The sequence below is a fragment of the Pseudomonas flexibilis genome (assembly GCF_000802425.1).
Classification (GTDB): Bacteria; Pseudomonadota; Gammaproteobacteria; order Pseudomonadales; family Pseudomonadaceae; genus Serpens; species Serpens flexibilis.
In genome coordinates, this window is sequence record NZ_JRUD01000016.1 from 26,416 (window position 1) to 48,213 (window position 21,798).

Genomic DNA, 21,798 nt, shown 5'->3' on the forward strand with positions numbered 1-21,798 from the left:
TCCTATGAGTAATCGTTTCACCGACAGCATTGGTATAAATAAACCGAAGTATCCCTTCTGCCATTCCAGACCTCAGCCCTGCAGCCCGAAGCGGGCCTTGAGAAATCCGCCCGCCAACAGCTCGCCCTGCTCTTCTTCAGTCAGCAGCAAATTGGCATCGGCGTAATCGGGCAGCGCAAGAAAGCGCCCTTCCAGGAGAAACGGGATCGGCCCAGACAGCCCGGAAAGGGGGCCAACCGTCAGCGGGCTGCGCGGCGGTGTGCCGTTCAGGTAGATCGCGAGCTGGTAATAGCTGGCGCCGTCGGTAGGAAGCTCGACGGCCTTGATGCGCAGCTCCCGCCAGTGGTCGTTCGGCGCAGCTTTGGCAATGGTCTTGAGGAGGGAGACGGTGAGCTTCTTGGAGCGCTTTGCGGCTGGCTGTTCGTGAAGCACGTTGAACAGCCAGTACAACCCCTGGGTCGTGAAGGTGTAGTGGGAGCCGTAGATGTCGGTTTCTACGTTGATGCCGCGTAGGCCCAGTCCATGTACTTCATTGGACGACAGTGAGGGCATGTCTCACGTTCCTTGTGTGTTCCTGATGGGAACAGATCATGCCAGCCTTTTGATATCAGCGACAACGGCCTCAAGCTCCTGGAGGCGCTGCTCAAGGGCTTTCAGCCGTTTCTTTTCCTCAGCAGCGCTCTGTATCTCTCGCTGGGCGTCCTCATCCAGGGCGCGGTACAGCTCCAGGATTGCCTGCTCACGGGGGTTCGCAGGCTCGGATGATGCGGCGGTGGCCTGCGCGCTTTGGCCGCGCAGCATCGGACCCTCGCCTGTCAGCAGCCAGTCAATCGAAATTCCCAATTGGGACCCAAGGGTGATCAGTGCATCAGGCCGTGGCTCTCGATGACCACCGGCCCAGTTCTGAAGGGAGCTGTAGGAGATTCCGCAGCGATCTGCGGCCTGTTTCAGGCTTAGCCCAAGCGCATCAACTGCTTCTCTAATTCGCTTTCCAATTCCCATATGGGAAAATTCCTCTTGACGAATCCCATTTGGGAATCTAAGGTGCGTCGCATTGGGAACATATTAGCCAAGCGAGACCCTTGGAACCATGAATAAGCGCCAGATCCAAGCCCGACTTATTGAGCAAGGCCTCAGTTTTCGTCAGTTCGCGCTGAGCAAAGGTTACGAGCCGCGCACGGTCACCCAGACGGTCGAACGCTGGGCCGGCTCTGAAACCCTGCCCAATGGGCGCATCGCCTTCTCCGTCATGCGCGACCTCTCGACTCAGATCGGCGTGGAGCTGATCCCCGGCCTGCTGGATCACCCCTTCGCCAAGGCCTGCTGAACCTAGCCCTTGGCCATTACCGGGAAAACGAGAAGATGAAGCGCCCGATCCTTGAAACCCGCCGCCAGGTCATGAGTGCCGTGGTGTGTGCCTACCCCGGCGGCCGCGAGTGCGCCGCCGCCCGCCTGGGCCTGCCGCTCAAGCGCCTGGACAACCAGGTGTACGAGAACGCCGGCGCCCAGCCGCTCAACGACGCCCAGTTGCACCTGCTGGAGCAGACCACCGGCACCACCCACCTGCCCGACTACATCTGCGCCCTGTATGGCGGCGTGTTCGTGCCCATGCCCGAGCAGGGCGAGCTGGACAACGTGGAGCTGTTCGAGCGCGCCCTGAACACCCAGGCCAAGCGCGGCCGGGTGGATCAGCTGATCGTCCAGGCGCTGGATGACGGCCTGATCGACGAAGCCGAGCTCGCAGAGATCGTGGCCGCCCACCGGGTACACATCGCGGCGCGACATTCCGAAATCGGGGCGGTTATCACCCTGCATCGCAAATCAGGAGCCAAGCCATGACCGAACAAGCGAAAGCCACCTACACCGTGCACAAGGGCAACAACCGTGGTGAGCACATCGAGATGGACATCCCGGTGGATGCCGTCAAATCCCCACGTGAATCCGAGGCGGCCTTTCACCAGCGCGTAGCGGTGGCCGTGCGGGTCACCAAACCGGAATGTCGTACTTCATCTGCCTGCTGTTGTCGCGGAACAGCTCAATCACAAGCGGTTGCGCCAGCTTGTACAGGTCAAGAAGCGTGTAGTCCTTGCCGGGTACAGCACCTGCTAGGAGGAGCGACTGCTCAACGTTGTAGGCCATGGCCAGGTACTCGTCAGCCAGGTTACCCCTGTCAATGACATCCAGTTTCTGGATCAGCGCGTTTGCCATTTGGAAATCCTTCCGTTCTTAAAGGGAACACATGAATACCACAACCCGACTGATCCCAGTTTTCAACGGCGAACTCGACGGCCGCCAGCAGCAGTTGTGCGATGCCCGTGACCTGCACCAATAACACGAATAAATCGGCGCCAAGGCGCCCCTGTTTTACCGGCCCGGCCGGAGCCGTTGGGGAGGCAGTTTGAGTACCTACAAGCTCGTATGCCCGCATTGCCACGGGCGCATGCGGATCAGGACCAGCGATGGTCAACACATATTCCTGCGCATCGCCTACCTGCAGTGCACCAATGAGGCCTGCGGCTGGTCGGTGCGGGCCGAGTTCCAGATGACCCATGAACTCAGCCCCTCCGGCATGGCCAACCCGACGGTGCGCCTGCCGGTGGCGCCCACCACCCTGCGTCGGCAAGCCATGCAGCGGGACAACGAACAGCAACTGGACCTGATCGACACACTGGAGGCCGCCCATGGATAACCACAATGACTACCAGGAGCAGATGACCGACGCGGCCCGGCAGTTCGTGGCCCGCCACCGCGACGAACACCTGGGCAACGACCAGCAGTTGTTCGAACGCACCACGGACTACCTGGTGACCTCGCTGGACGTGCCGGCCTTCATGGCGCCGCGCCTGGCGCATTTGGCCATGAGCCCAGCCCCGGACGAGCCCGTCGCCGAGCACTGGGACAGCGCCACCGCTTAACCCGAACCCCTTGAGCCCATGCCCGCCTTTTCGTGGGCAGGGGATTGCTACGCCCGAATTTCAGGTGCAACCCATGAGCAGTACGCAAATCACCGTTTCAATCCAGCTCTCGCCCACCCAGGCCGAGGCCTACCTGGCCTGGGTGGTGCGCCAGTACGAACTGGCCATGACCGAGGTGTGGTACTCCGACCGCTACCGCAAGGTGCCGGAAGGCATGCGCGGCCCGGCCGTGCTGCGCGACCACCCCTACATCGCCGGCTTGAACCGCACGGCGCGCGAGCTGCGCAAGCAGGTGCGGGCATGAAGAGCATGGACCGCGAGATCCGCGCCGAGGTGCTGCGCCGCCTGGAGAGCGACTACGGCCTGCGCCCCGTCACTGGCACCCACTACCTGCGCAAGGGTGAATGCCCGGCCTGCGGCAAGCGCGAGCTGTATTCCCGCCAGGACGAGCCCTGGTTCATCAAGTGCGGCCGCGAGAAGAATTGCGGCCAGCAGTGGCACGTCAAGGAAATCTACGAGGACCTGTTCGACGACTGGAGCAAGCGCGCCCCGTCCACCGAGCAGGACCCGAAGGCCACCGCCATGGCCTACCTGCAGTTCGCCCGCGGCTTCGACCTGGGCCTGATCGGCGGCTGGTTCACCCAGGAGAACTACTGGGACCGCCAGACCAGTGCCGGCAGCGCCACGGTGCGCTTCGCCCTGGAGCACGGCGGCTACTGGGAGCGGCTGATCGACCGGCCGCACCGCTTCGGCAAGATGAAGGCCCGCTTCGCCCCCGGCCAGAGCCCGCGCGGCTACTGGTGGTGCCCGCCCAGCGTGGATCTGCTGGCCGTGGACGAGCTGTGGATCGTCGAGGGGATCTTCGACTGCATCGCCCTGCTCCACCACGGCATCGCCGCCGTGTCGGCCATGAGCAGCGCCTACTACCCGGAGGAATCGCTCAAGGCCCTGGTGCGGCAACGGGCCGACGCCGGCCAGAAGCTGCCGAAGCTGGTCTGGGCGCTGGACAACGAGCCGGGAGCCCATCGCTACACCCGCAAGCACGCCCGACTGGCCCGCGAGCTGGGTTTCCGCTGCGAGGCGGCGCAGATCCCGCAGCGCGACCGCAAGGCGGACTGGAACGACCTGCACCAGCGCTGGCAGTTCATCGACGACGCCGAAAAGCGCACCGAGCAGATCGAGCGCGACCTCAAGGAGGCCCGTCACCACGGCGCACTGCTGCTGGCTGAGAGCGCCGCCGAAAAGGGCGCGCTGATGTACGAATGGCGGGAACACCATGAATTTCATTTCGTGTACGAGCGCCGCCTGTACTGGTGGAAGCTCGACCTGGAGAAGCTGAACAAGGCCGTGCAGACACTGCGCGACAGCGACCATTCCGAGGACCGTTCCCTCACAGACCGCCAGTTGCGTGACAAGGCCCTGCGCCAGTGCGGCGCGGTGGTGGAGATCGCCAACTGTTCCTTCCAGGCCCTCTATTACCTGCGCAACGAGGTCACCGACGAGGCCTGGTTCTACTTCCGCATTGATCTGCCCAACGACACCACCGAGCGCAGTGCATTCACTGCCGGCCAGGTCGTCGCGGCCAGCGAATTCAAGAAGCGCCTGGCCCACGCCGGGAAGGGCGCGATTTTCACCGGCTCAGGAGGCCAGTTGGATCGCATCATGAAAGAGCAGCTCAACAACATTAAATCCGTCGAAACCATCGACTTCATCGGCTACAGCAAGAACCACGGCGCCTATGTGTTTGGCGACCTGGCCGTGCGCGGCGGCATCGTCGAGAAGGCCAACGACGAGGATTACTTCGAGTTCGGCAAGCTGCGCCTCAAGACGCTGCAGAAGTCGATTCGCCTGGAGCTGGCCGTGTCCGATGAAGGCTACCGCCGCGAGTGGCTGGACTGGCTGTGGACCTGTTTCGGCCCCAAGGGCGTCATCGCGCTGGCCTTCTGGTTTGGCTCGCTGTTCGCCGAGCAGATCCGCGCGGAGTTCCAGTCCTTCCCGTTCCTGGAAGTGACCGGCGAGGCCGGCGCGGGTAAGTCCACCCTGCTGATGTTCCTGTGGAAGCTGTTCGGCCGCCCGGACGAGGAAGGCAAGGACCCCTCGAAGATGTCCAAGGCCGGTCTGCGCCGCTGGCTCGCCCAGGTGAGCGGCATGCCGCTGGTGATGCTGGAAGCCGACCGCAGCGACGTGGCCGGCAGCGGCCACGGCAAGGCGTTCGACTGGGACGAGTTCAAGCCCATGTTCAACGGCGGCTCGCTGGGCGTGACCGGCGTGAAGACCGCCGGCAACGAGACCCACGAGCCGCCCTTCCGGGGCACGCTGGTGATGAGCCAGAACGCGGCGGTGCAGGCCTCCGAGGCGATCATGACGCGGATCGTGAAGCTGCATTTCGTGCGCCCGGAGGTCACCAGCACCAGTCGCGCGGCGGCGGACAACCTCAACCACCTGAGCGCCCGCGAGGTGTCGCACTTCCTGCTGATGGCGGTGAAGAAGGAAGGCGCCGTCCTGGAGCTGTTCCGCGAGCGGGTGAAGGTCCACGAGACGACCCTGCGCGGCCTGCAGCAGATCCGCGTGGAGCGAATCATCAAGAACCACGCGCAGATGATGGCCCTGGTGGACGCCCTGCGCCTGATCGTGCCCCTCACCGACCACCAGCTGGCCAGCGTGCAGCAGACCCTGATGGGCATGGCCCTGGAGCGGCAGGCGGCGATCAACGCCGACCACCCACAGGTGGCCGAGTTCTGGGAGGTGTACGAGTACCTGGAATCGCTCGGCGACGGCCCGATGGTGAACCACAGCAAGAAGGACGAGCTGATCGCCATCAACCTCAACGAGTTCTGCGAGCGCGCCGCCGAGCACCGCCAGAAGCTGGCCGACGTGAACACCCTGCGCGACCTGCTGCGCGAGAGCCGCCGCCACAAGCTGATCGAGGCCAACAAGAGCGTGGACAGCGCCGTGCGCGCGCACTGGAACCTGAAGAACCCCCTCAACCAGCGCTGCACCACGGTGAAGTGCTGGGTGTTCAAAAAGTGAACCCCAGGCGCGGCAACGCCCGGCCCAACTACCCAAGGAGAAGCACCATGCCCCAACAGCTCTACGCCGAGATCCGCAAGACCAGCCGGTACGCCCACCAGGCGCAGCGGCAACGCGAGACTGGCCCCTATCCCTTCCCGGTAACCCTCGCCCCGGAGTGCGACGGCTACGTGGTGCAGGGCGGGTACGGTGGCCAGTACCGACTGGAGGACGTGCACCTGATCGTCCTGCATGAAGACGGCACCCAGATCCGCATCAGCTGAAACCCACCGGGCGCGGCAACGCCCGGCCCAACTACCCAAGGAGAAGCACCATGTTGAACCCGCAAATCCAGGAAGCCCTGAACAAGGTATTCGCCGAGCAATCCCACCGCCCGCGCCGCCGTCAGGAGGGGATACAAGCGCTGAATCGCCTGGTCCCCATCAGCCTGAACGACACCGGCCAGAGCCGGGTGATCGGCCGCTTCCTGCTCGGCCTGTGGAACGGCCAGGCCTACCCCTTCGACCTCACCGAGCTGCGCGGCCTGGACAGCGAGCTGTATGCCGACTGCCTGGCCGTGCTGCAGCTGGACCGCCTCGGCGAGCGCGAGGTGCACGAGTACGTCAAGGGCGGCTGGGCCGTGTGGGACCAGCTGCGCAAGCGCTGCCATTGACCGTCACGCCCTGGAGCGGCAACTCCGGGGCGGACCCTACCCAAGGAGAAACACCATGAACCGACTGCTGAACCGATTCACCGGCTGGATCGCCCAGGGCCTCGGCCTGGGTGCGCTGGTGACAGCGGCCAACTACGTGCCCGATCTGCTGATGCTGTTTGCGCGCTGAGGAGCCAACCATGCACACCCAACCCATTGGCGCCCACATGGCCCAGCTGCTGACCCTGATGGCCGTTGCCCTGTGTGGCGTGACGGCCGTATCGGTCTGCCTGGCCATGCTTGCGCTGATCGAGGACCGCCTGCTGGCCGGGCTGTTCGCCGGCGCGGCGGTGGTCCTGGACCTGATCAAGTACGCGGCCTGGCCGCTGGCCCTGGGGCTGCTCGCCGTGGGGCGCCACGGCAGCGCGGTGCTGATGATGGTCTGCGCCCTGATCCTCGGTGGCGTGTCGGGCTGGGCGACCTATGACCGGCTGATGTCCTCGATGCTCGCCGGTCGTGCCCAGCACCAGGCGATCCAGGAGCAGCGCATCACCGACATCGAGGCCGCCCGCCGTGCCGATCAGGCCCGCCTGACCGCGTTGGATGCCGAAGCCCGTTCCGTCCAGGAACAGGCGGCGGCCATGCGCGAGCGCGGCATGGTCAGCAAGGCGCTGCTGCTGGAGACCTCGGCCCTGCGCCGGCTGGATGATCAGCGGGAACAGGCCCGGGCTCGGCTGGAGGCCAGCTCCCGCGAGCTGACCGCGCTGCGCTCGCAGCCGGCCAAGGCGGCCAGCCTGCCGGCGCAACTGGCCACCCTCCTCTGCCTGGGTTTCGCGGCGGCGCTGGAGATCGTTCCCGCGCTGATTTTCGCGGCTCTGCGCACGGCCGGGCCTGTTCCGCAACGACAGGAACCGGCGCAGGAGCACGCCGAGGAAGACGCCGGCGAGCACAGCGAAAACGCGCTGCTCGGTGAATTGCTGGCCATCGTCGGGAAGCTGGAGCCGGGAACGCGCTACGGCACCCGCGACTTCGCCAAAGCATTGCGCATCGGCAACAGCCGCGCGGTGGCGGCATTCGGTCTCGCACTTGAGCGCGGGGCCATACGAAAAACGCCCGCCGGCTACGTGGTCGCGTAATCGGCAGGCATTCGAGAGAAGTGGCGCGGGGAGCGGCAACTCCCCGACGCCGAACCTACCCAAGGAGAAACACCATGAATCAACCCAAGGTAAGCGGCGCCAAGGCTAACACAGCCGGCTCCGTGGAAATCATCGCTCGGTTCACCACCGGCACCTACGTGGCCAGGGCAATCGGCCTCAAATGCTCGGCCAGCAACACCATCGGCGCCCGCCAGGCCGCCGAGGCGGTTTGCACCAAGCTCGGGCTGGACACAGCATTGCTCCAGGAACAGCCGGACCTGCTCGGCAATCAGCAATCGCTGTTCGTGCATCCGGGGGTGGGGGTATGAACGCTTTGGTCAGTCACGAACCAATCAAAGCCGAAAACTGGCCCTGGAGCCCTACCAACGAACTGGCCGGCGATCAGCACAACATCGTCAGCGTCTCGGGCGGCAAGGACAGCACCGCCACCCTAGCGCTCGCCATAGCTCAGGATGCGCCGAACCTGCGCGGGGTTTTCGCGGACACCGGCAATGAGCACGAGCTGACGTTGGAATACGTTGATTATCTGGAACAGGCCACTGGCGTGACGATCGAACGCCGCCGCGCCGACTTCACCCAACAGATCGCACGTAAACGGCAGTTCATCGATACCAAGTGGCGCGAGCAGGGCATCAGCGATGCCACTGTCGATGCGGCCCTGGAAGTGCTTCAACCAACTGGCGTTCCATTCCTGGACCTTTGCCTCTGGAAGGGCCGATTCCCCAGCCGTAAAGCACAGTTCTGCACTGAGGAACTGAAACGCAACGTGATCGTTGAGCAGGTCATGCTCCCGCTTATGGACGGCCAGAACATGATTCTGTCCTGGCAAGGCGTTCGCCGTGACGAGTCATTGACCCGTCGGTACCTGCCAGAGTGCGACTATGTGGGCGAGGGGCTTTACAACTATCGGCCCATCTTGAAATGGGACGTGGCTGCCGTCTTCGAGGCCCATCGCTACATGGGCATCAAGCCCAATCCGCTCTACATGCTGGGAGCCAGCCGTGTCGGCTGCATGCCGTGCATCAACTGCCGCAAATCAGAACTGCGCGAAATTGCCGCCCGCTGGCCTGAGCACATTGACCGGATCGAGCGCTGGGAGGATCTGGTGCGCCATGCCAGCAAGCGCGGCGGCGCAACTTTCTTCGCAGGCGCCAATGCCAAGCATCAGCAGGGTTCCATCAAGGAAATGTCCGCCGCACAGATCGTGGACATCGCCAACATCCGCCAGGCCGTCGAGTGGTCCCGCACCACACGCGGCGGGCTTCAGTATGACCTGATCGCCAGCGATGGCGAGGAGGATGCCGGTGCATGCTCAAGCGCCTATGGACTGTGCGATGAGCTGCCGCCGCCGGCTGGTATGGCCCAAGTGGTGGAGGCATGAACATGCGCACCCGTCCCCCGATGGCCAGCAAGCGGCTGGACCTGCCCCATATCTGCGACATCTGCGGCAACGCCCGTTCCACCGGCAAGCATGCCCGCTGCAGCAAGCTGCGCCAGAAGCGCAAGGACGCCACCTGGGCGGCGATCATGGCCGAGCAGGAAGCGGTGCGCCGCCTGAGCAAGGAGGCTCGCCGTGGTTAATCAGCACGCTGCAATCCCTGCGGCCGCTCGCGCCACCGCCCTGCTGGGCGCCGCGCTGTGTCACAGCGCACCCCGGAGCAGCGCGCCCGCGTGCAGGCCCTGGCCGAAATGGCCCGGGCCCTGGGCGCGATCAGCGACGCCGACTGGCAACTGGTACGGGGGTGCCTGCAATGACCAGCCATCACAAGCCCGTGGAAATGGCCTCCCTCTCCCGCCGCTGCGGGAAGGGGGTCTGGGAGCTGCTGATCTATGCCGCCGACCACGGCTGGCAGATCAGCCTGACCCGAGGCGGCCACCTGCGCTTCACCAAGCCCGGCCATGGCCCGGTGTTCACCAGCAGCACGCCGAGCGATCGGCGTGCCTACCTCAACGCCCTAGCCATGCTGCGCCGCGCCGACCGCTCGGCACCGCTGCAGCTGACCGCGGACGAGGAGGCCGCGCTCGGCCAGGCCGAAGCCGGCTGGCAGCGAACGATGCGCGAACCGCTGTCGACCTGGGAACGGGTGGATCTGGAGTTCGAGGGGCGCGACCAGGCGCCGATGTGTTTGTGAGACTGCGCTAGAAAGCGCGCCGCCTGGTTCTAGGGCGCCCCTCGGGGCGCCTTTTTCCGTGGGGCATAGACTCCCCACCCTTCTTTTTCGGGCTGTTTCCATGAGCAAATACGAAGGCGTCGAAGTGCGCGGCAACTCCGTCCGCGTGTACTTCCGCTACCAGGGCGAGCTGTGCCGCGAGCCCGTTCCCGGCGCGGCAACGCCGCAAAATCTGGCCCATGCCGAGCGGCTGGTGGGGCTGATCAACCATGAGATCCGGCACGGGACATTCAGCTACGCGCGGCATTTCCCCGAGTCGCCCCGCGTCGCGTCCAACACCCTGGGGCATTACATCGACCTGTGGCTGGGCATCAAGCGCAACGAGCTGGCCCCCTCGGGTTTCCGCGTCTACAAGGGCCGCGCCGAGCGGTATATCCGGCCGCGCTGGGGCGCATTCCAGGCGGATCGCATCGACCACCTGGACCTGCAGGTGTGGGTTCAGACCGAGCTGATGCCGGTGCTGCACAACAAGACGGTGCGGGAGATCGTCGGGCTGCTGCGGCAGATCTTTCTGCTGTATCGGATGCGCAACCGCGTGGCGCACGATCCCACCGAGGGGCTACGGGTACTGCTGCCAGACCCGGACGATCCCGATCCGTTTGACCGGCGCGAAATCGCGGCGATCCTGGGCACGCCAACCGAGCGCGGGCAGGAACGCAACCTGGCGCAGTTCATGATCTGGGCGGGGCCTCGCGTCTCCGAGGCGATTGCGCTGGCCTGGGAGGACGTGGTGGATCTGGAGGCCGGCATCGTGCGGCTGCAGCGCTCGCAGGTGCGCGGGCACTACAAGGCCACCAAGACGCGTCGCTCCGTTCGCGAGGTGAAGCTGCTGCGCCCGGCGCGGGAGGCGCTGCAGGCGCAGGCGCCGTACACCCGCGACCTGCCGCCGGTGGCGGTACCGGTGACCGAGCGCGACAACAAGACGGTGCGGGTGCGGCAGCTGCGGTTCGTGTTCCACAACAGCAGCACCGGCGCGGCGCACACCAGCTCGGACATGCTGCTCAAGGGCTGGTGGCGGCCGCATCTCAAGGCCGCTGGCGTGCGCTATCGCGGCCCGAACAACTGCCGGCACACCTTCGCCAGCCAGTCGCTGAGCACCGGCGCGGTGCCGCTGGAGTGGATCGCCGACCAGATGGGCCACACGTCCACGGACATGATCCGCAAGCACTACGGCAAGTGGATCAGCGAGGACGGCCCGGACTTCGCCGGCATCCTGGAACACGCCCTGCAGCTGTAACCCTGCCCTGTCCATAAGGCGGCCACGACCACCCGGTCTGGCCGCCTTTTTCATGCCCGCTCGGCACCGCCCGGGCAGGCGCTGTTCCCATATTCGTTCCCAGCGGCGACGGTTCTTAAAAATGTCTTTGAAAATCAGTGTCTTAGGAACGAAGCGCGGAGGGTTCGAGTCTCTCCGTCCGCACCATCTCCTTTCGCAGCACTTGCCCAAAGCCTAAGAATCAGGCTGACCGGGCACCCTCCTCTGATAACTGAATTACTGCCGGGCACCTCCGCCGAGGCCCGCTTTGTGTATGACATAAAAAGGCCGCTCACGAGAGCGGCCTTTTGCATTGCAGCGGCGAGTTACTCAGCCAGACGCCAGGTGGTGCCGCCCTTGCCATCCTCCAGGACCACACCCATGGCGGTGAGCTGATCGCGGATACGGTCCGATTCGGCCCAGTTCTTCTCGGCGCGAGCCTGCAGGCGGGCGGCGATCAGCGCTTCCACCTCGGCACCATCCACCTTTCCTTCGGCGCCAGCCTGCAGGAAGGCGTCCGGCTCCAGCTGCAGCACCCCTAGCAAACCGGCCAGCTCCCGAAGGCGAGCAGCCAACGCGCCAGCAGCATTCAGGTTGTTTTCACGCAGACGGTTGACTTCGCGGATCATCTCGAACAGGACCGAGCAGGCTTCCGGCGAGTTGAAGTCATCGTCCATCGCCGCTGTGAAGCGTGCAACAAATTCCTCGCCGCCCGCCGGCTGTACATCCGGAAGCCCCTTCAGGCCGTTATAGAAACGCTCCAGAGCACCCTTGGCCTCGCGCAGGCTATCTTCGGAGTAGTTGATCGGGCTGCGGTAGTGGCTGGACACCAGCAGGTAACGCACCACTTCCGGGTGATACTTCTCCAGCACCTCACGGATGGTGAAGAAATTGCCCAGGCTCTTGGACATCTTCTCGCCATCCACACGCACTGCACCGGCATGCATCCAGGCATTTGCGTAGGGCTTGCCGGTCGCCGCCTCACTCTGGGCGATCTCGTTTTCGTGATGCGGGAACACCAGATCCGGACCACCGCCGTGGATATCGAAGGTGTCACCCAGACAGCAGGTGGACATCACCGAGCATTCGATATGCCAGCCAGGGCGCCCCGCACCCCACGGCGATTGCCAGCTCGGCTCGCCGGGCTTGGCGCCCTTCCACAGCACGAAATCCAACGGATCCTCCTTGGCCTCGTCCACCTCGATGCGCGCGCCAATTTTCAGGTCTTCGATCTTGCGGCGCGACAGCTTGCCGTAACCCTCGAACTTGCCGACCCGGTAGTACACGTCGCCATTGCCCGGTGCGTAGGCATAGCCTTTATCGATCAGCGTCTGGATCATCGCGAACATGCCGTCGATGTGCCGGGTCGCCCGCGGCTCGAGATCCGGGCGCTGCACGCCGAGGCGCGCTTCATCCTCATGCATCGCCGCGATCATGCGCTCGACCAGCGCCTCGAACGGCTCGCCGTTCTCGTTGGCCCGACGGATGATCTTGTCGTCGATGTCGGTGATGTTGCGCACATAGGTCAGGTCGTAGCCACGGTGGCGCAGCCAGCGGGCCACCACGTCGAAAGCCACCATCACCCGGGCGTGGCCGATGTGACAGAAGTCATAGACCGTCATGCCGCACACGTACATGCGCACCTGGTTGTCGACCAGCGGCTTGAACGGCTCCTTGGTCTTGCTCAGGGTGTTGTAGATCGATAACGCCATATCAGGCTCCCCAGGAGTCGCGCAGCGTCACGGTGCGATTGAAGACCGGCGCCCCAGGCGTCGAGTCGCGACGGTCCACGCAGAAGTAGCCCTCACGCTCGAACTGGAAACGCTCTTCGGCCACCGCACTGGCCAGCGACGGCTCGGCGCGGCAGCCCTTGAGCACCACCAGGGATTCCGGGTTGATGTTGTCCAGGAAGCTGCCGCCCTCCTCGGTCTTTTCCGGATTCGGCGAACGGAACAGGCGGTCGTACAGGCGCACCTCACACTCGACGCTTTCGGCGGCCGGCACCCAGTGGATCACGCCCTTGACCTTGCGGCCTTCCGGGTTCTTGCCCAGGGTGTTTTCGTCGTAGGAGCAACGCAGTTCGACGATGTTGCCCTCAGCGTCCTTGATCGCCTCGTCGGCGCGGATCACGTAGCTGCCACGCAGGCGCACCTCGCCGCCCGGGATCAGGCGCTTGTAGCCGGCCGGCGGCACTTCTTCGAAATCGCTCGCGTCGATGTAGATCTCGCGGGAGAACGGCAGAACGCGCACGCCCATGTCCAGCTTCGGATGGCGCGGCAGCTCGAGGTTCTCGACCTGGCCTTCCGGATAGTTGGTAATCACCACCTTCAGTGGCTTGAGCACACACATGGCGCGCGCAGCGTTGGCATCCAGGTCTTCACGAATGGCGAATTCCAGCATGCCAATGTCCACCAGGCCGCCCGCGCGGTTGACGCCGATCATGTCGCAGAAGTTGCGGATCGAGGCCGGGGTATAGCCACGGCGGCGGAAGCCGGACAGCGTGGACATGCGCGGGTCGTCCCAGCCATTCACGTGGCCTTCATCGACCAGTTGCTTGAGCTTGCGCTTGCTGGTGATGGTGTAGTTCAGGTTCAGGCGCGCGAATTCGTACTGGCGCGGCTTGGCCGGCACCGGCAGGTTGTCCAGGAACCACTCGTAGAGCGGGCGGTGATCCTCGAACTCCAGGGTGCAGATCGAGTGGGTGATGCCTTCGATGGCGTCCGACTGGCCGTGGGTGAAGTCATAGCTCGGATAGATGCACCACTTGTCGCCGGTCTGGTGGTGGTGGGCATGACGGATGCGGTAGAGGATCGGGTCGCGCAGGTTCATGTTCGGCGAAGCCATGTCGATCTTCGCACGCAGCGCACGTGCGCCATCCGGGAACTCGCCAGCCTTCATGCGCGCGAACAGGTCGAGGTTTTCCTCCACCGAGCGCTCACGGAACGGACTGTTCCGACCCGGCTCCGTCAGACTGCCGCGGTATTCGCGGGCCTCGTCGGGGGACAGGTCACAGACATAGGCCTTGCCGGCCTTGATCAGATGGATCGCCCAGTCGTGCAGTTGCTCGAAGTAGTCCGACGCGTAATGTTCCTCGCCGGCCCACTGAAAGCCCAGCCAGCGCACGTCTTCCTTGATCGCATCGATGTATTCCTGGTCTTCCTTGGCCGGGTTGGTGTCGTCGAAGCGCAGGTTGCACTGGCCGCCAAACTCTTCGGCCAGGCCGAAGTTCAGACAGATCGACTTGGCATGACCGATATGCAGGTAACCGTTGGGCTCCGGCGGGAAGCGGGTAATGATCGTGCTGTGCTTGCCGCTGTCCAGGTCAGCCTGAACGATGGGACGGAGAAAATTCGCGGCGGCGGGAATCTCGGGCTTGCTCATGGGATCCTTGGACTGACTGCTGCGCGGCCCCGGGTAGGCCGAGCAAAATAAACGCCGTATCATAGCCGAGCTGTCATACACCTGACAGACCTCACTCCCCTGCGACAGAGAGCCCTTGTCATGATCAAGCTGCACACCAATCACGGCACCATCACCCTGCAACTGTTCGCCGACAAGGCGCCGGAAACCGTAGCCAACTTCATCCAGTACGTGAAGGATGGCCATTACGACAACACCATCTTCCACCGCGTGATCGGCAACTTCATGATCCAGGGCGGCGGCTTCGAACCCGGCATGAAGCAGAAGTCCACCCGCGCCCCCATCAAGAACGAAGCCAACAACGGTCTTTCCAACAAGACCGGCACCATCGCCATGGCACGTACCATGGAGCCGCACTCCGCCTCCGCGCAGTTCTTCATCAACGTCAAGGACAACGACTTCCTCGATCACACTGCGCCGACCGTACAGGGCTGGGGCTATGCGGTCTTCGGTGAAGTGGTCGAGGGCATGGATGTGGTCAACAAGATCAAGGCAGTGCAAACCACCATGCGTGGCGGCCACCAGGACGTGCCGGTCGACGACGTGATCATCGAGCGTGCCGAAGTCACCGAATGATCCTGCTGATCTCCGATCTGCATCTTGAAGAGGAACGCCCGGACATCACCCGGGCGTTTCTGCGTTTTCTGCGGGAACGCGCGGTGCAGGCCGACGCCCTGTATATCCTCGGCGACTTCTTCGAGGTCTGGATCGGCGATGACGGCATGACGCCCTTCCAGCACCAGATTGCCGCCGCCCTGCACGAGCTGAGCCAAACCGGCACACGCATCTTCCTGATGCACGGCAACCGCGACTTCATGATCGGCCGGGCGTTCTGCCGCGAGGCGGGCTGCACGCTGCTGAAGGACCCCAGCGTCATCACGCTGGAGAGCGAGCGGGTGCTGCTCATGCACGGCGACAGCCTGTGCACCGCCGATGAAGCCTACATGCGCATGCGCCGCATCCTGCGCAATCCGCTGGCGTTATTCATCCTGCGCCACCTGCCGCTGAGCAAGCGCCGCCAACTGGCGCGCAAGCTGCGCAATGAAAGCCGGGCACAGACCCGCATGAAGACCGCCGAAATCACCGATGTAACACCGGCGGAGGTCGAGCGAGTGATGTCCGAGCACGGCGTACGCACGCTGATTCATGGCCATACCCACCGACCCGACGTCCATACGCTCTCGGTGAATGGGCAGGACGCTCAGCGTATCGTGCTGGGCGACTGGGACAGGCAGGGCTGGGCCCTGCAGATCGACGGCAACGGACGGAGACAGGCGCCCTTCCCGCTGGAGGCGTAAGCCGGACCCTGCGTCCGGCCGCTGCCCTTAAGCCGGCACGCCGCTGTGAAAGCGGAATTCCGCGTCGGGGCTTTCGATCAGCTCCCGCTCCAGTTCGCGGAAGCGCTCGACCGAGCGCTCCACATCGGCCGGCTCGCCGAACTGATAGGCGAACTTCAGATAATTCTGGTAATGCCGCGACTCGGACTGCAGCAAGCCGGCGTAGAACTTGGCCAGCTCCAGGTCCAGATGCGGCACCAGTGCCTCGAAGCGCTCACAGCTTCGCGCCTCGATATAGGCACCCACTACCAGTGTGTCGATCAGCTTGTGCGGCTCCGACGTGCGTACCCCGGCACGCAGCCCGGAGGCATAGCGACTGGCGGACACCGGTCGGACCTCGACCTTGCGCTTCTTGAGGATGCGCAGCACCTGCTCGTGGTGCACCAGCTCTTCGCGCGCCAGCCGCGACATGTAGTTGACCAGATCCAGGCGCTGGTTGTACTTGGCGATCAGGCTCAGCGCGGTCGAAGCGGCCTTGAACTCGCAGTTCTTGTGATCGATCAGCAGGATGTCCTGGTGTTGCAGCGCCATCGCCACCCAGGCATCCGGCGTGCGGCAACCCAGGAATGCATGAATTTCCGGCAAGTTCATCAGCACCTCCCGCTCGGCATGCGCGGGATGGACAAAGCTGAATCCAGGACTCGATTTGGGGACATTACGCTCGGCTCGACAGCGAAAACGGCGCATTATACGACCGCACGCCCGTCCAGCCAGCGCCCGCGCTTGACCCAGGTCAGCGGCATGGGCCGACGAGGCGGCTACAGTTCAGCCAGGCACACCGCAAAGGAGCACACATATGCAAGCGATCCGCAGCATTCTGGTCGTCATCCAGCCCGATCTTCCGGAACAGCTCGCGCTGAAGCGCGCCCAGCTGATTGCCAGCGTGACCCAGTCGCATCTGCATCTGCTGATCTGCGCGGAGCCCGCTCAGAACCACGCCGCCCTGCTCGACACGCTGACCAAAACGCTCACCGACGAGGGATACTCCGTCACCGCCCAACAAGCCTGGCAGGACGGCCCGCACCAGACCGTGATCGCCGTGCAGCAGGCCGAAGGGTGCGCACTGGTGATCAAGCAGCACCGCCGCGACAGCCTGTTGAAGAAGGCCTTCCTGACTCCGGAAGACTGGAAACTGCTGCGCTACTGCCCCTGCCCGGTGCTGATGGTCAAGAACGACCAGCCCTGGACCGGCCGTGCCATCCTCGCCGCCGTGGATGTCGGCAACTCCGACAGCGAGCACCAGACGCTGCACACCGGCATCGTTGGCCATGCCAGCGACATCGCCCGCCTGTGCCAGGGCGAGCTGCACGTTCTCAGCGCCCACCCCTCCCCCATGCTCTCGGCGGCCGACCCGACCTTCCAGCTCAAGGAAACCATCGAGCAGCGCTACCGCGAGGCCTGCCGCAGGTTCCAGGACGAATACGAAGTTCCGGACAGCCACCTGCATATCCAGGAAGGACCGGCGGACGTACTGATCCCCAAGACCGCCCACGCGCTCAACGCAGCGGTGACCGTAATCGGCACCGTGGCCCGTACCGGCCTGGCGGGCGCCCTGATGGGCAATACCGCAGAGGTGGTGCTGGACTCACTGGAAAGCGACGTGCTGGTACTCAAGCCGGAAGACATCATTCAGCACCTGGAAACCCTGCTGCAGCGCTGAAGCCTCAGGCCTGCCCACCGGCTTCCTGCCGGCGGCGGGCCTCGGAGAGCGCATAGAACTCCTCATCGATCGCATCGCGCAGCGCTGTCAGCGTCCATTCGCCGTAAGCCGGCTGCAGCGCCAACCCGTAGGCGTCCAGGCGGCGGATATGCCGGGCGCCATGGGCCAGCAGCTGATAGGCCCAGCAGTAGGGCGACAGCTGCGGCACAAAGCGGATCTGCCGCCGCTCCAGCTGATGACGCAACAGTTGCGCATCCTGGATCACCAGCTTTTTCTCCATCACCCGCACCAGCAATTGCTCGAGTCGCCCCCATACCTGTGCCTTGCGGGACTCGTCGTACGCGTTCCAGTCGACGATCTCGTGCAGGAAGCGCTTGCAACCCCGGCACACCAGGTCGCCAAACACTGTGGAGCAGCGTCCGACACAGGGTGTGGGCAGGCGGGAATCGGACATGGCGAAGACCGGGTGGCGGCTTGCGGGGCGGGCATCTTAGCCCTTTGTCTAACCCGGGTCACCCCGGCTTGTAGTGGCTGCGCGACTTACTTTCACAGCGCCTTTCCAGTAGAATCCATCCGCCGTTTTTGGCATCACCAACCGCCGGAAGCTGTTTTCAAAGCGTCACGAGCACAGTCGAACCGAGCGGGACGAGAACCTCATCGCAGCGCTTCCTCGCTTCGTCCCCCTTGGCGTAAAACTTTGAAAGCAGCTTCTTGAGGGGAAATCTCGCAGCCCAGGCAAAGCCGCCCATAAAGCGGTGGAGTGCAGGCTCGAGGTTCCCGGGATGAGTGTCCCGGCCCATGGGACCACTGATGAGGTAATAACTGTGCTTGAAGCCTACCGCAAACACGTAGCAGAGCGCGCCGCCCAAGGCGTCGTGCCTCAGCCGCTGAACGCCGAACAAACCGCAGGCCTGGTCGAGCTGCTGAAGAACCCGCCGGCTGGCGAAGAAGCCTTCCTGGTTGACCTGATCACCAACCGCGTCCCCGCGGGCGTCGACGAAGCCGCCTACGTCAAGGCCGGATTCCTTTCCGCCATCGCCAAGGGCGAAGCCAAGTCTCCGCTGATCAGCAAGCAGCGCGCCGTTGAGCTGCTGGGCACCATGCAGGGCGGCTACAACATCGCCACCCTGGTCGAGCTGCTGGACGATGCCGAACTGGCCAACGTGACCGCCGAACAACTGAAGCACACCCTGCTGATGTTCGACGCCTTCCACGACGTGGCCGAACGTGCCAAGAAGGGCAACGCCGCCGCCAAGGCCGTGCTGCAGTCCTGGGCCGACGGCGAATGGTTCCAGAACCGTCCGGCCGTTGCCGAAAAGATCACCCTGTCCGTATTTAAGGTCACCGGCGAAACCAACACCGACGACCTGTCCCCGGCTCCGGACGCCTGGTCCCGCCCGGACATCCCGCTGCACGCCCTGGCCATGCTGAAGATGGCCCGCGACGGCATCAACCCGGACGTTCCCGGCTCCGTCGGCCCCATCAAGCAGATGGAAGCGCTGAAGGCCAAGGGCTTCCCGGTCGCCTACGTCGGCGACGTGGTCGGTACCGGTTCTTCCCGCAAGTCCGCCACCAACTCCGTGCTGTGGTTCTTCGGTGACGACATCCCCTACGTGCCGAACAAGCGCGCCGGTGGTTTCTGCTTCGGCACCAAGATCGCCCCGATCTTCTACAACACCATGGAAGACGCCGGCGCCCTGCCGATCGAATTCGACTGCACCAACCTGGCCATGGGCGACGTCATCGACGTGTACCCGTACAAGGGCGAAGTCCGTCGTCACGACAGCAACGAGCTGGTCACCACCTTCCAGCTGAAGACCGACGTGCTGCTGGACGAAGTCCGCGCTGGCGGCCGTATCCCGCTGATCATCGGCCGCGGCCTGACCGAGAAGGCTCGCGCCGAGCTGGGTCTGGCTCCGTCCACCCTGTTCAAGAAGCCGGAAGCGCCGGCTGACAGCGGCAAGGGCTTCACCCTCGCCCAGAAGATGGTCGGCCGCGCCTGCGGTCTGCCGGAAGGCAAGGGCGTGCGCCCGGGCACCTACTGCGAACCGAAGATGACCACCGTCGGTTCCCAGGACACCACCGGCCCGATGACCCGCGACGAGCTGAAGGACCTGGCGTGCCTGGGCTTCTCCGCCGACCTGGTGATGCAGTCCTTCTGCCACACCGCCGCCTATCCGAAGCCCATCGACGTCACCACTCACCACACCCTGCCCGACTTCATCATGAACCGTGGCGGTGTGTCCCTGCGCCCGGGTGATGGCATCATCCACAGCTGGCTGAACCGCATGCTGCTGCCGGACACCGTCGGTACCGGTGGCGACTCCCACACTCGCTTCCCGATCGGCATCTCCTTCCCGGCCGGTTCCGGCCTGGTAGCCTTCGCCGCCGCCACCGGGGTCATGCCGCTGGACATGCCGGAATCCGTGCTGGTGCGCTTCAAGGGCAAGATGCAGCCCGGTATCACCCTGCGTGACCTGGTGCATGCCATCCCCTACTACGCCATTCAGCAGGGCCTGCTGACTGTCGAGAAGAAGGGCAAGAAGAACATCTTCTCCGGCCGCATCCTGGAAATCGAAGGCCTGACCGGTCTGACCGTGGAACAAGCCTTCGAACTGTCCGACGCCTCCGCCGAGCGTTCGGCTGCCGGTTGCACCATCAAGCTGCCGGAAGACTCGATCGCCGAGTACCTGAAGTCCAACATCACCCTGCTGCGCTGGATGATCAGCGAAGGCTACGGCGATGCCCGCACCCTGGAGCGTCGCGCCAAGGCGATGGAAGCCTGGCTGGCCAAGCCGGAGCTGCTGGAAGCCGACAAGGACGCCGAATACGCGGCCGTCATCGAGATCGACCTGAACGAAGTGAAGGAACCGATCCTGTGCGCCCCGAACGATCCGGACGACGCTCGTCTGCTGTCCACCGTGGCCGGCGACAAGATCGACGAAGTGTTCATCGGTTCCTGCATGACCAACATCGGTCACTTCCGCGCTGCCGGTAAACTGCTGGACAAGGTCAAGGGTGGCATTCCGACCCGTCTGTGGCTGGCACCGCCGACCAAGATGGACGCCCACCAGCTGACCGAAGAAGGCTACTACGGCATTTACGGCAAGGCCGGTGCCCGCATGGAAATGCCGGGCTGCTCGCTGTGCATGGGTAACCAGGCGCGCGTACAGACCGGCTCCACCGTGGTCTCCACCTCGACCCGTAACTTCCCGAACCGTCTGGGCGATGCCACCAACGTGTACCTGGCTTCTGCCGAACTGGCAGCGGTCGCCTCGATCATCGGCAAGCTGCCGACCGTCGAGGAGTACATGGCCTACGCGAAGGACATCGACAGCATGGCTGCCGATATCTACCGCTACCTGAGCTTCGACCAGATCGCCGAGTTCCGCGAAGCCGCGGCCAACGCGAAGATCCCGGTCGTTCAGGCCTAAGCCTTAGCCGGTAACACCAAGGGCCCGTGTCGCAAGACACGGGCCCTTTTGTTTCCAGCGCATCGCGGCTGGAGCCACCGAACCTGTAGGAGCGACTTCAGTCGCGACTGACGCGCAGGCATGAAAAAGCCCCGCCGAAGCGAGGCTCTTTAACCGCTACCCTGCCGACTAGTAGTAAGCGTTCTCGCGATTGCTGTGGTCGGTCACGTCACGCACACCCTTCAGCTCCGGAATGCGCTCCATCAGGGTCTTCTCCACACCATCCTTGAGAGTGGTATCCACCATGCCGCAACCCTGGCAGCCGCCCCCGAACTGCAGGACGGCAATGCCCTCCTCCACGATGTCCACCAGGCTCACGTTGCCGCCATGGCTGGCCAGACCGGGATTCACCTCGGTCTGCAGGTAGTAGTTGATGCGCTCGTTGAGCGGGCTATCTTCGCTGATCATCGGCACCTTGGCGTTGGGCGCCTTGATGGTCAGCTGGCCACCCATGCGGTCGGTGGCGTAATCCACCACGGCGTCTTCCAGGAAGGGCTCGCTGACGGCATCGATCCAGGCGGTGAAACTGGCCAGCGACAGCGCGGTGTCCTCGGCCTTCTGCTCGCCGGGCTTGCAATAGGCGATGCAGGTTTCGGCATAGGGAGTGCCCGGCTGGGTGATGAAGACGCGGATACCGATGCCGGGGGTGTTCTGCTTCTCGAGCAGCTCGGCCAGGTACTTTTCAGCGGATTCGGTGATGGTGATGGTGCTCATGGCAACTCCTCGCGTACATGCGGCGCAGTGTACGC

27 protein-coding genes are annotated in these 21,798 nt (G+C 64.2%); 18 read left to right on the forward strand and 9 right to left on the reverse strand.

The window, feature by feature from the left end; all coding sequences use genetic code 11:
• Positions 1 to 72: 72 nt before the first annotated feature.
• Together SF06_RS11165 and SF06_RS11170 are read right to left on the reverse strand one after the other, a co-directional pair.
• Positions 73 to 552: a hypothetical protein gene (locus SF06_RS11165; RefSeq protein ID WP_039561450.1), complete on the reverse strand. Its 480-nt coding sequence runs from the start codon at positions 550 to 552 to the stop codon at positions 73 to 75.
• Between the two features lie 36 nt (positions 553 to 588).
• Positions 589 to 1,002: a helix-turn-helix domain-containing protein gene (locus SF06_RS11170; RefSeq protein WP_052199793.1), complete on the reverse strand. Its 414-nt coding sequence runs from the start codon at positions 1,000 to 1,002 to the stop codon at positions 589 to 591.
• A gap of 88 nt (positions 1,003 to 1,090) precedes the next feature.
• Here SF06_RS11170 and SF06_RS11175 point away from each other — a divergent pair, with 88 nt between their 5' ends.
• Positions 1,091 to 1,327, forward strand: coding sequence for a phage-associated protein, BcepMu gp16 family (locus SF06_RS11175; RefSeq protein WP_039561452.1), 237 nt, complete (start codon positions 1,091 to 1,093; stop codon positions 1,325 to 1,327).
• Positions 1,328 to 1,362: 35 nt separating this feature from the next.
• Positions 1,363 to 1,839, forward strand: a complete 477-nt coding sequence (locus SF06_RS11180) for a YmfL family putative regulatory protein (protein ID WP_039561455.1) — start codon at positions 1,363 to 1,365, stop codon at positions 1,837 to 1,839.
• A gap of 144 nt (positions 1,840 to 1,983) precedes the next feature.
• On the opposite strand, the gene SF06_RS11185 is transcribed toward SF06_RS11180, so the two are convergent.
• Complete coding sequence (locus tag SF06_RS11185) at positions 1,984 to 2,208, reverse strand: hypothetical protein (RefSeq protein ID WP_039561457.1); 225 nt, start codon at positions 2,206 to 2,208, stop codon at positions 1,984 to 1,986.
• Positions 2,171 to 2,551 (reverse strand): hypothetical protein, encoded by a 381-nt coding sequence (locus tag SF06_RS18750; RefSeq protein WP_234703324.1) that lies wholly within the window; start codon positions 2,549 to 2,551, stop codon positions 2,171 to 2,173. Before SF06_RS18750 ends, SF06_RS11185 begins: the two co-directional genes overlap by 38 nt.
• On the opposite strand from SF06_RS18750, the gene SF06_RS11190 reads away from it, so the two are divergent.
• The 12 genes from SF06_RS11190 (at position 2,441) to SF06_RS11245 (ending at position 11,141) form a co-directional block, all read left to right on the forward strand.
• Positions 2,441 to 2,689 carry an ogr/Delta-like zinc finger family protein gene (locus SF06_RS11190; RefSeq protein WP_234703322.1) on the forward strand — a complete coding sequence of 83 codons (249 nt, stop codon included), beginning with the start codon at positions 2,441 to 2,443 and terminating at the stop codon, positions 2,687 to 2,689. The genes SF06_RS18750 and SF06_RS11190 overlap by 111 nt on opposite strands.
• Complete coding sequence (locus SF06_RS11195) at positions 2,682 to 2,915, forward strand: hypothetical protein (protein WP_052199794.1); 234 nt, start codon at positions 2,682 to 2,684, stop codon at positions 2,913 to 2,915. Before SF06_RS11190 ends, SF06_RS11195 begins: the two co-directional genes overlap by 8 nt.
• A 73-nt stretch (positions 2,916 to 2,988) precedes the next feature.
• On the forward strand, positions 2,989 to 3,219 hold the full coding sequence (locus SF06_RS11200; protein WP_039561462.1) for a hypothetical protein: 231 nt from the start codon (positions 2,989 to 2,991) through the stop codon (positions 3,217 to 3,219).
• A complete protein-coding gene (locus SF06_RS11205) occupies positions 3,216 to 5,945 on the forward strand; it encodes a toprim domain-containing protein (protein WP_039561464.1) in 2,730 nt (909 codons plus the stop codon). Before SF06_RS11200 ends, SF06_RS11205 begins: the two co-directional genes overlap by 4 nt.
• Before the next feature lie 47 nt (positions 5,946 to 5,992).
• The gene (locus SF06_RS11210; protein ID WP_039561466.1) at positions 5,993 to 6,208 is read left to right on the forward strand and encodes a hypothetical protein; all 216 of its coding nucleotides are present in this window, start codon (positions 5,993 to 5,995) and stop codon (positions 6,206 to 6,208) included.
• Positions 6,209 to 6,258: 50 nt separating this feature from the next.
• On the forward strand, positions 6,259 to 6,597 hold the full coding sequence (locus tag SF06_RS11215) for a DUF7673 family protein (RefSeq protein ID WP_039561468.1): 339 nt from the start codon (positions 6,259 to 6,261) through the stop codon (positions 6,595 to 6,597).
• Between the two features lie 179 nt (positions 6,598 to 6,776).
• Positions 6,777 to 7,712, forward strand: a complete 936-nt coding sequence (locus tag SF06_RS11220) for a hypothetical protein (RefSeq protein ID WP_039561469.1) — start codon at positions 6,777 to 6,779, stop codon at positions 7,710 to 7,712.
• Positions 7,713 to 7,786: 74 nt separating this feature from the next.
• Entirely contained in the window at positions 7,787 to 8,041 is a 255-nt protein-coding gene (locus SF06_RS11225) for a hypothetical protein (RefSeq protein WP_052199795.1), read from the forward strand.
• Positions 8,038 to 9,114, forward strand: coding sequence for a phosphoadenosine phosphosulfate reductase domain-containing protein (locus SF06_RS11230; RefSeq protein WP_081993427.1), 1,077 nt, complete (start codon positions 8,038 to 8,040; stop codon positions 9,112 to 9,114). The genes SF06_RS11225 and SF06_RS11230 overlap by 4 nt, the downstream gene beginning before the upstream one ends.
• Before the next feature lie 2 nt (positions 9,115 to 9,116).
• Complete coding sequence (locus tag SF06_RS11235; RefSeq protein ID WP_052199796.1) at positions 9,117 to 9,314, forward strand: hypothetical protein; 198 nt, start codon at positions 9,117 to 9,119, stop codon at positions 9,312 to 9,314.
• 170 nt (positions 9,315 to 9,484) lie between these two features.
• Positions 9,485 to 9,865 carry a hypothetical protein gene (locus tag SF06_RS19040; protein WP_065365682.1) on the forward strand — a complete coding sequence of 127 codons (381 nt, stop codon included), beginning with the start codon at positions 9,485 to 9,487 and terminating at the stop codon, positions 9,863 to 9,865.
• Between the two features lie 100 nt (positions 9,866 to 9,965).
• Positions 9,966 to 11,141, forward strand: a complete 1,176-nt coding sequence (locus SF06_RS11245) for an Arm DNA-binding domain-containing protein (protein WP_039561472.1) — start codon at positions 9,966 to 9,968, stop codon at positions 11,139 to 11,141.
• A gap of 344 nt (positions 11,142 to 11,485) precedes the next feature.
• Here the strand turns inward: SF06_RS11245 and cysS are convergent, their stop codons facing one another.
• Positions 11,486 to 12,871 (reverse strand): cysteine--tRNA ligase, encoded by a 1,386-nt coding sequence (cysS, locus tag SF06_RS11250; protein ID WP_039561473.1) that lies wholly within the window; start codon positions 12,869 to 12,871, stop codon positions 11,486 to 11,488.
• A 1-nt stretch (position 12,872) separates the two neighbouring features.
• Positions 12,873 to 14,540: a glutamine--tRNA ligase/YqeY domain fusion protein gene (locus SF06_RS11255; RefSeq protein ID WP_027590375.1), complete on the reverse strand. Its 1,668-nt coding sequence runs from the start codon at positions 14,538 to 14,540 to the stop codon at positions 12,873 to 12,875.
• Between the two features lie 120 nt (positions 14,541 to 14,660).
• On the opposite strand from SF06_RS11255, the gene SF06_RS11260 reads away from it, so the two are divergent.
• Together SF06_RS11260 and lpxH are read left to right on the forward strand one after the other, a co-directional pair.
• On the forward strand, positions 14,661 to 15,155 hold the full coding sequence (locus tag SF06_RS11260) for a peptidylprolyl isomerase (RefSeq protein WP_027590374.1): 495 nt from the start codon (positions 14,661 to 14,663) through the stop codon (positions 15,153 to 15,155).
• Positions 15,152 to 15,877, forward strand: a complete 726-nt coding sequence (lpxH, locus tag SF06_RS11265; RefSeq protein WP_039561474.1) for a UDP-2,3-diacylglucosamine diphosphatase — start codon at positions 15,152 to 15,154, stop codon at positions 15,875 to 15,877. Before SF06_RS11260 ends, lpxH begins: the two co-directional genes overlap by 4 nt.
• Positions 15,878 to 15,904: 27 nt before the next feature.
• On the opposite strand, the gene SF06_RS11270 is transcribed toward lpxH, so the two are convergent.
• Entirely contained in the window at positions 15,905 to 16,507 is a 603-nt protein-coding gene (locus tag SF06_RS11270) for a MiaE family protein (protein ID WP_039561476.1), read from the reverse strand.
• A 205-nt stretch (positions 16,508 to 16,712) separates the two neighbouring features.
• Here SF06_RS11270 and SF06_RS11275 point away from each other — a divergent pair, with 205 nt between their 5' ends.
• Positions 16,713 to 17,576, forward strand: a complete 864-nt coding sequence (locus SF06_RS11275) for a universal stress protein (RefSeq protein WP_027590371.1) — start codon at positions 16,713 to 16,715, stop codon at positions 17,574 to 17,576.
• A 4-nt stretch (positions 17,577 to 17,580) separates the two neighbouring features.
• Here the strand turns inward: SF06_RS11275 and SF06_RS11280 are convergent, their stop codons facing one another.
• Entirely contained in the window at positions 17,581 to 18,030 is a 450-nt protein-coding gene (locus tag SF06_RS11280) for a DUF1289 domain-containing protein (protein ID WP_039561477.1), read from the reverse strand.
• A 370-nt stretch (positions 18,031 to 18,400) separates the two neighbouring features.
• Between SF06_RS11280 and acnB the strand changes: the two genes are divergently transcribed.
• Positions 18,401 to 21,010, forward strand: coding sequence for a bifunctional aconitate hydratase 2/2-methylisocitrate dehydratase (acnB, locus tag SF06_RS11290; protein ID WP_027590369.1), 2,610 nt, complete (start codon positions 18,401 to 18,403; stop codon positions 21,008 to 21,010).
• Between the two features lie 168 nt (positions 21,011 to 21,178).
• On the opposite strand, the gene nfuA is transcribed toward acnB, so the two are convergent.
• Entirely contained in the window at positions 21,179 to 21,763 is a 585-nt protein-coding gene (gene nfuA, locus SF06_RS11295; RefSeq protein ID WP_027590368.1) for a Fe-S biogenesis protein NfuA, read from the reverse strand.
• Between the last annotated feature and the right edge of the window lie 35 nt (positions 21,764 to 21,798).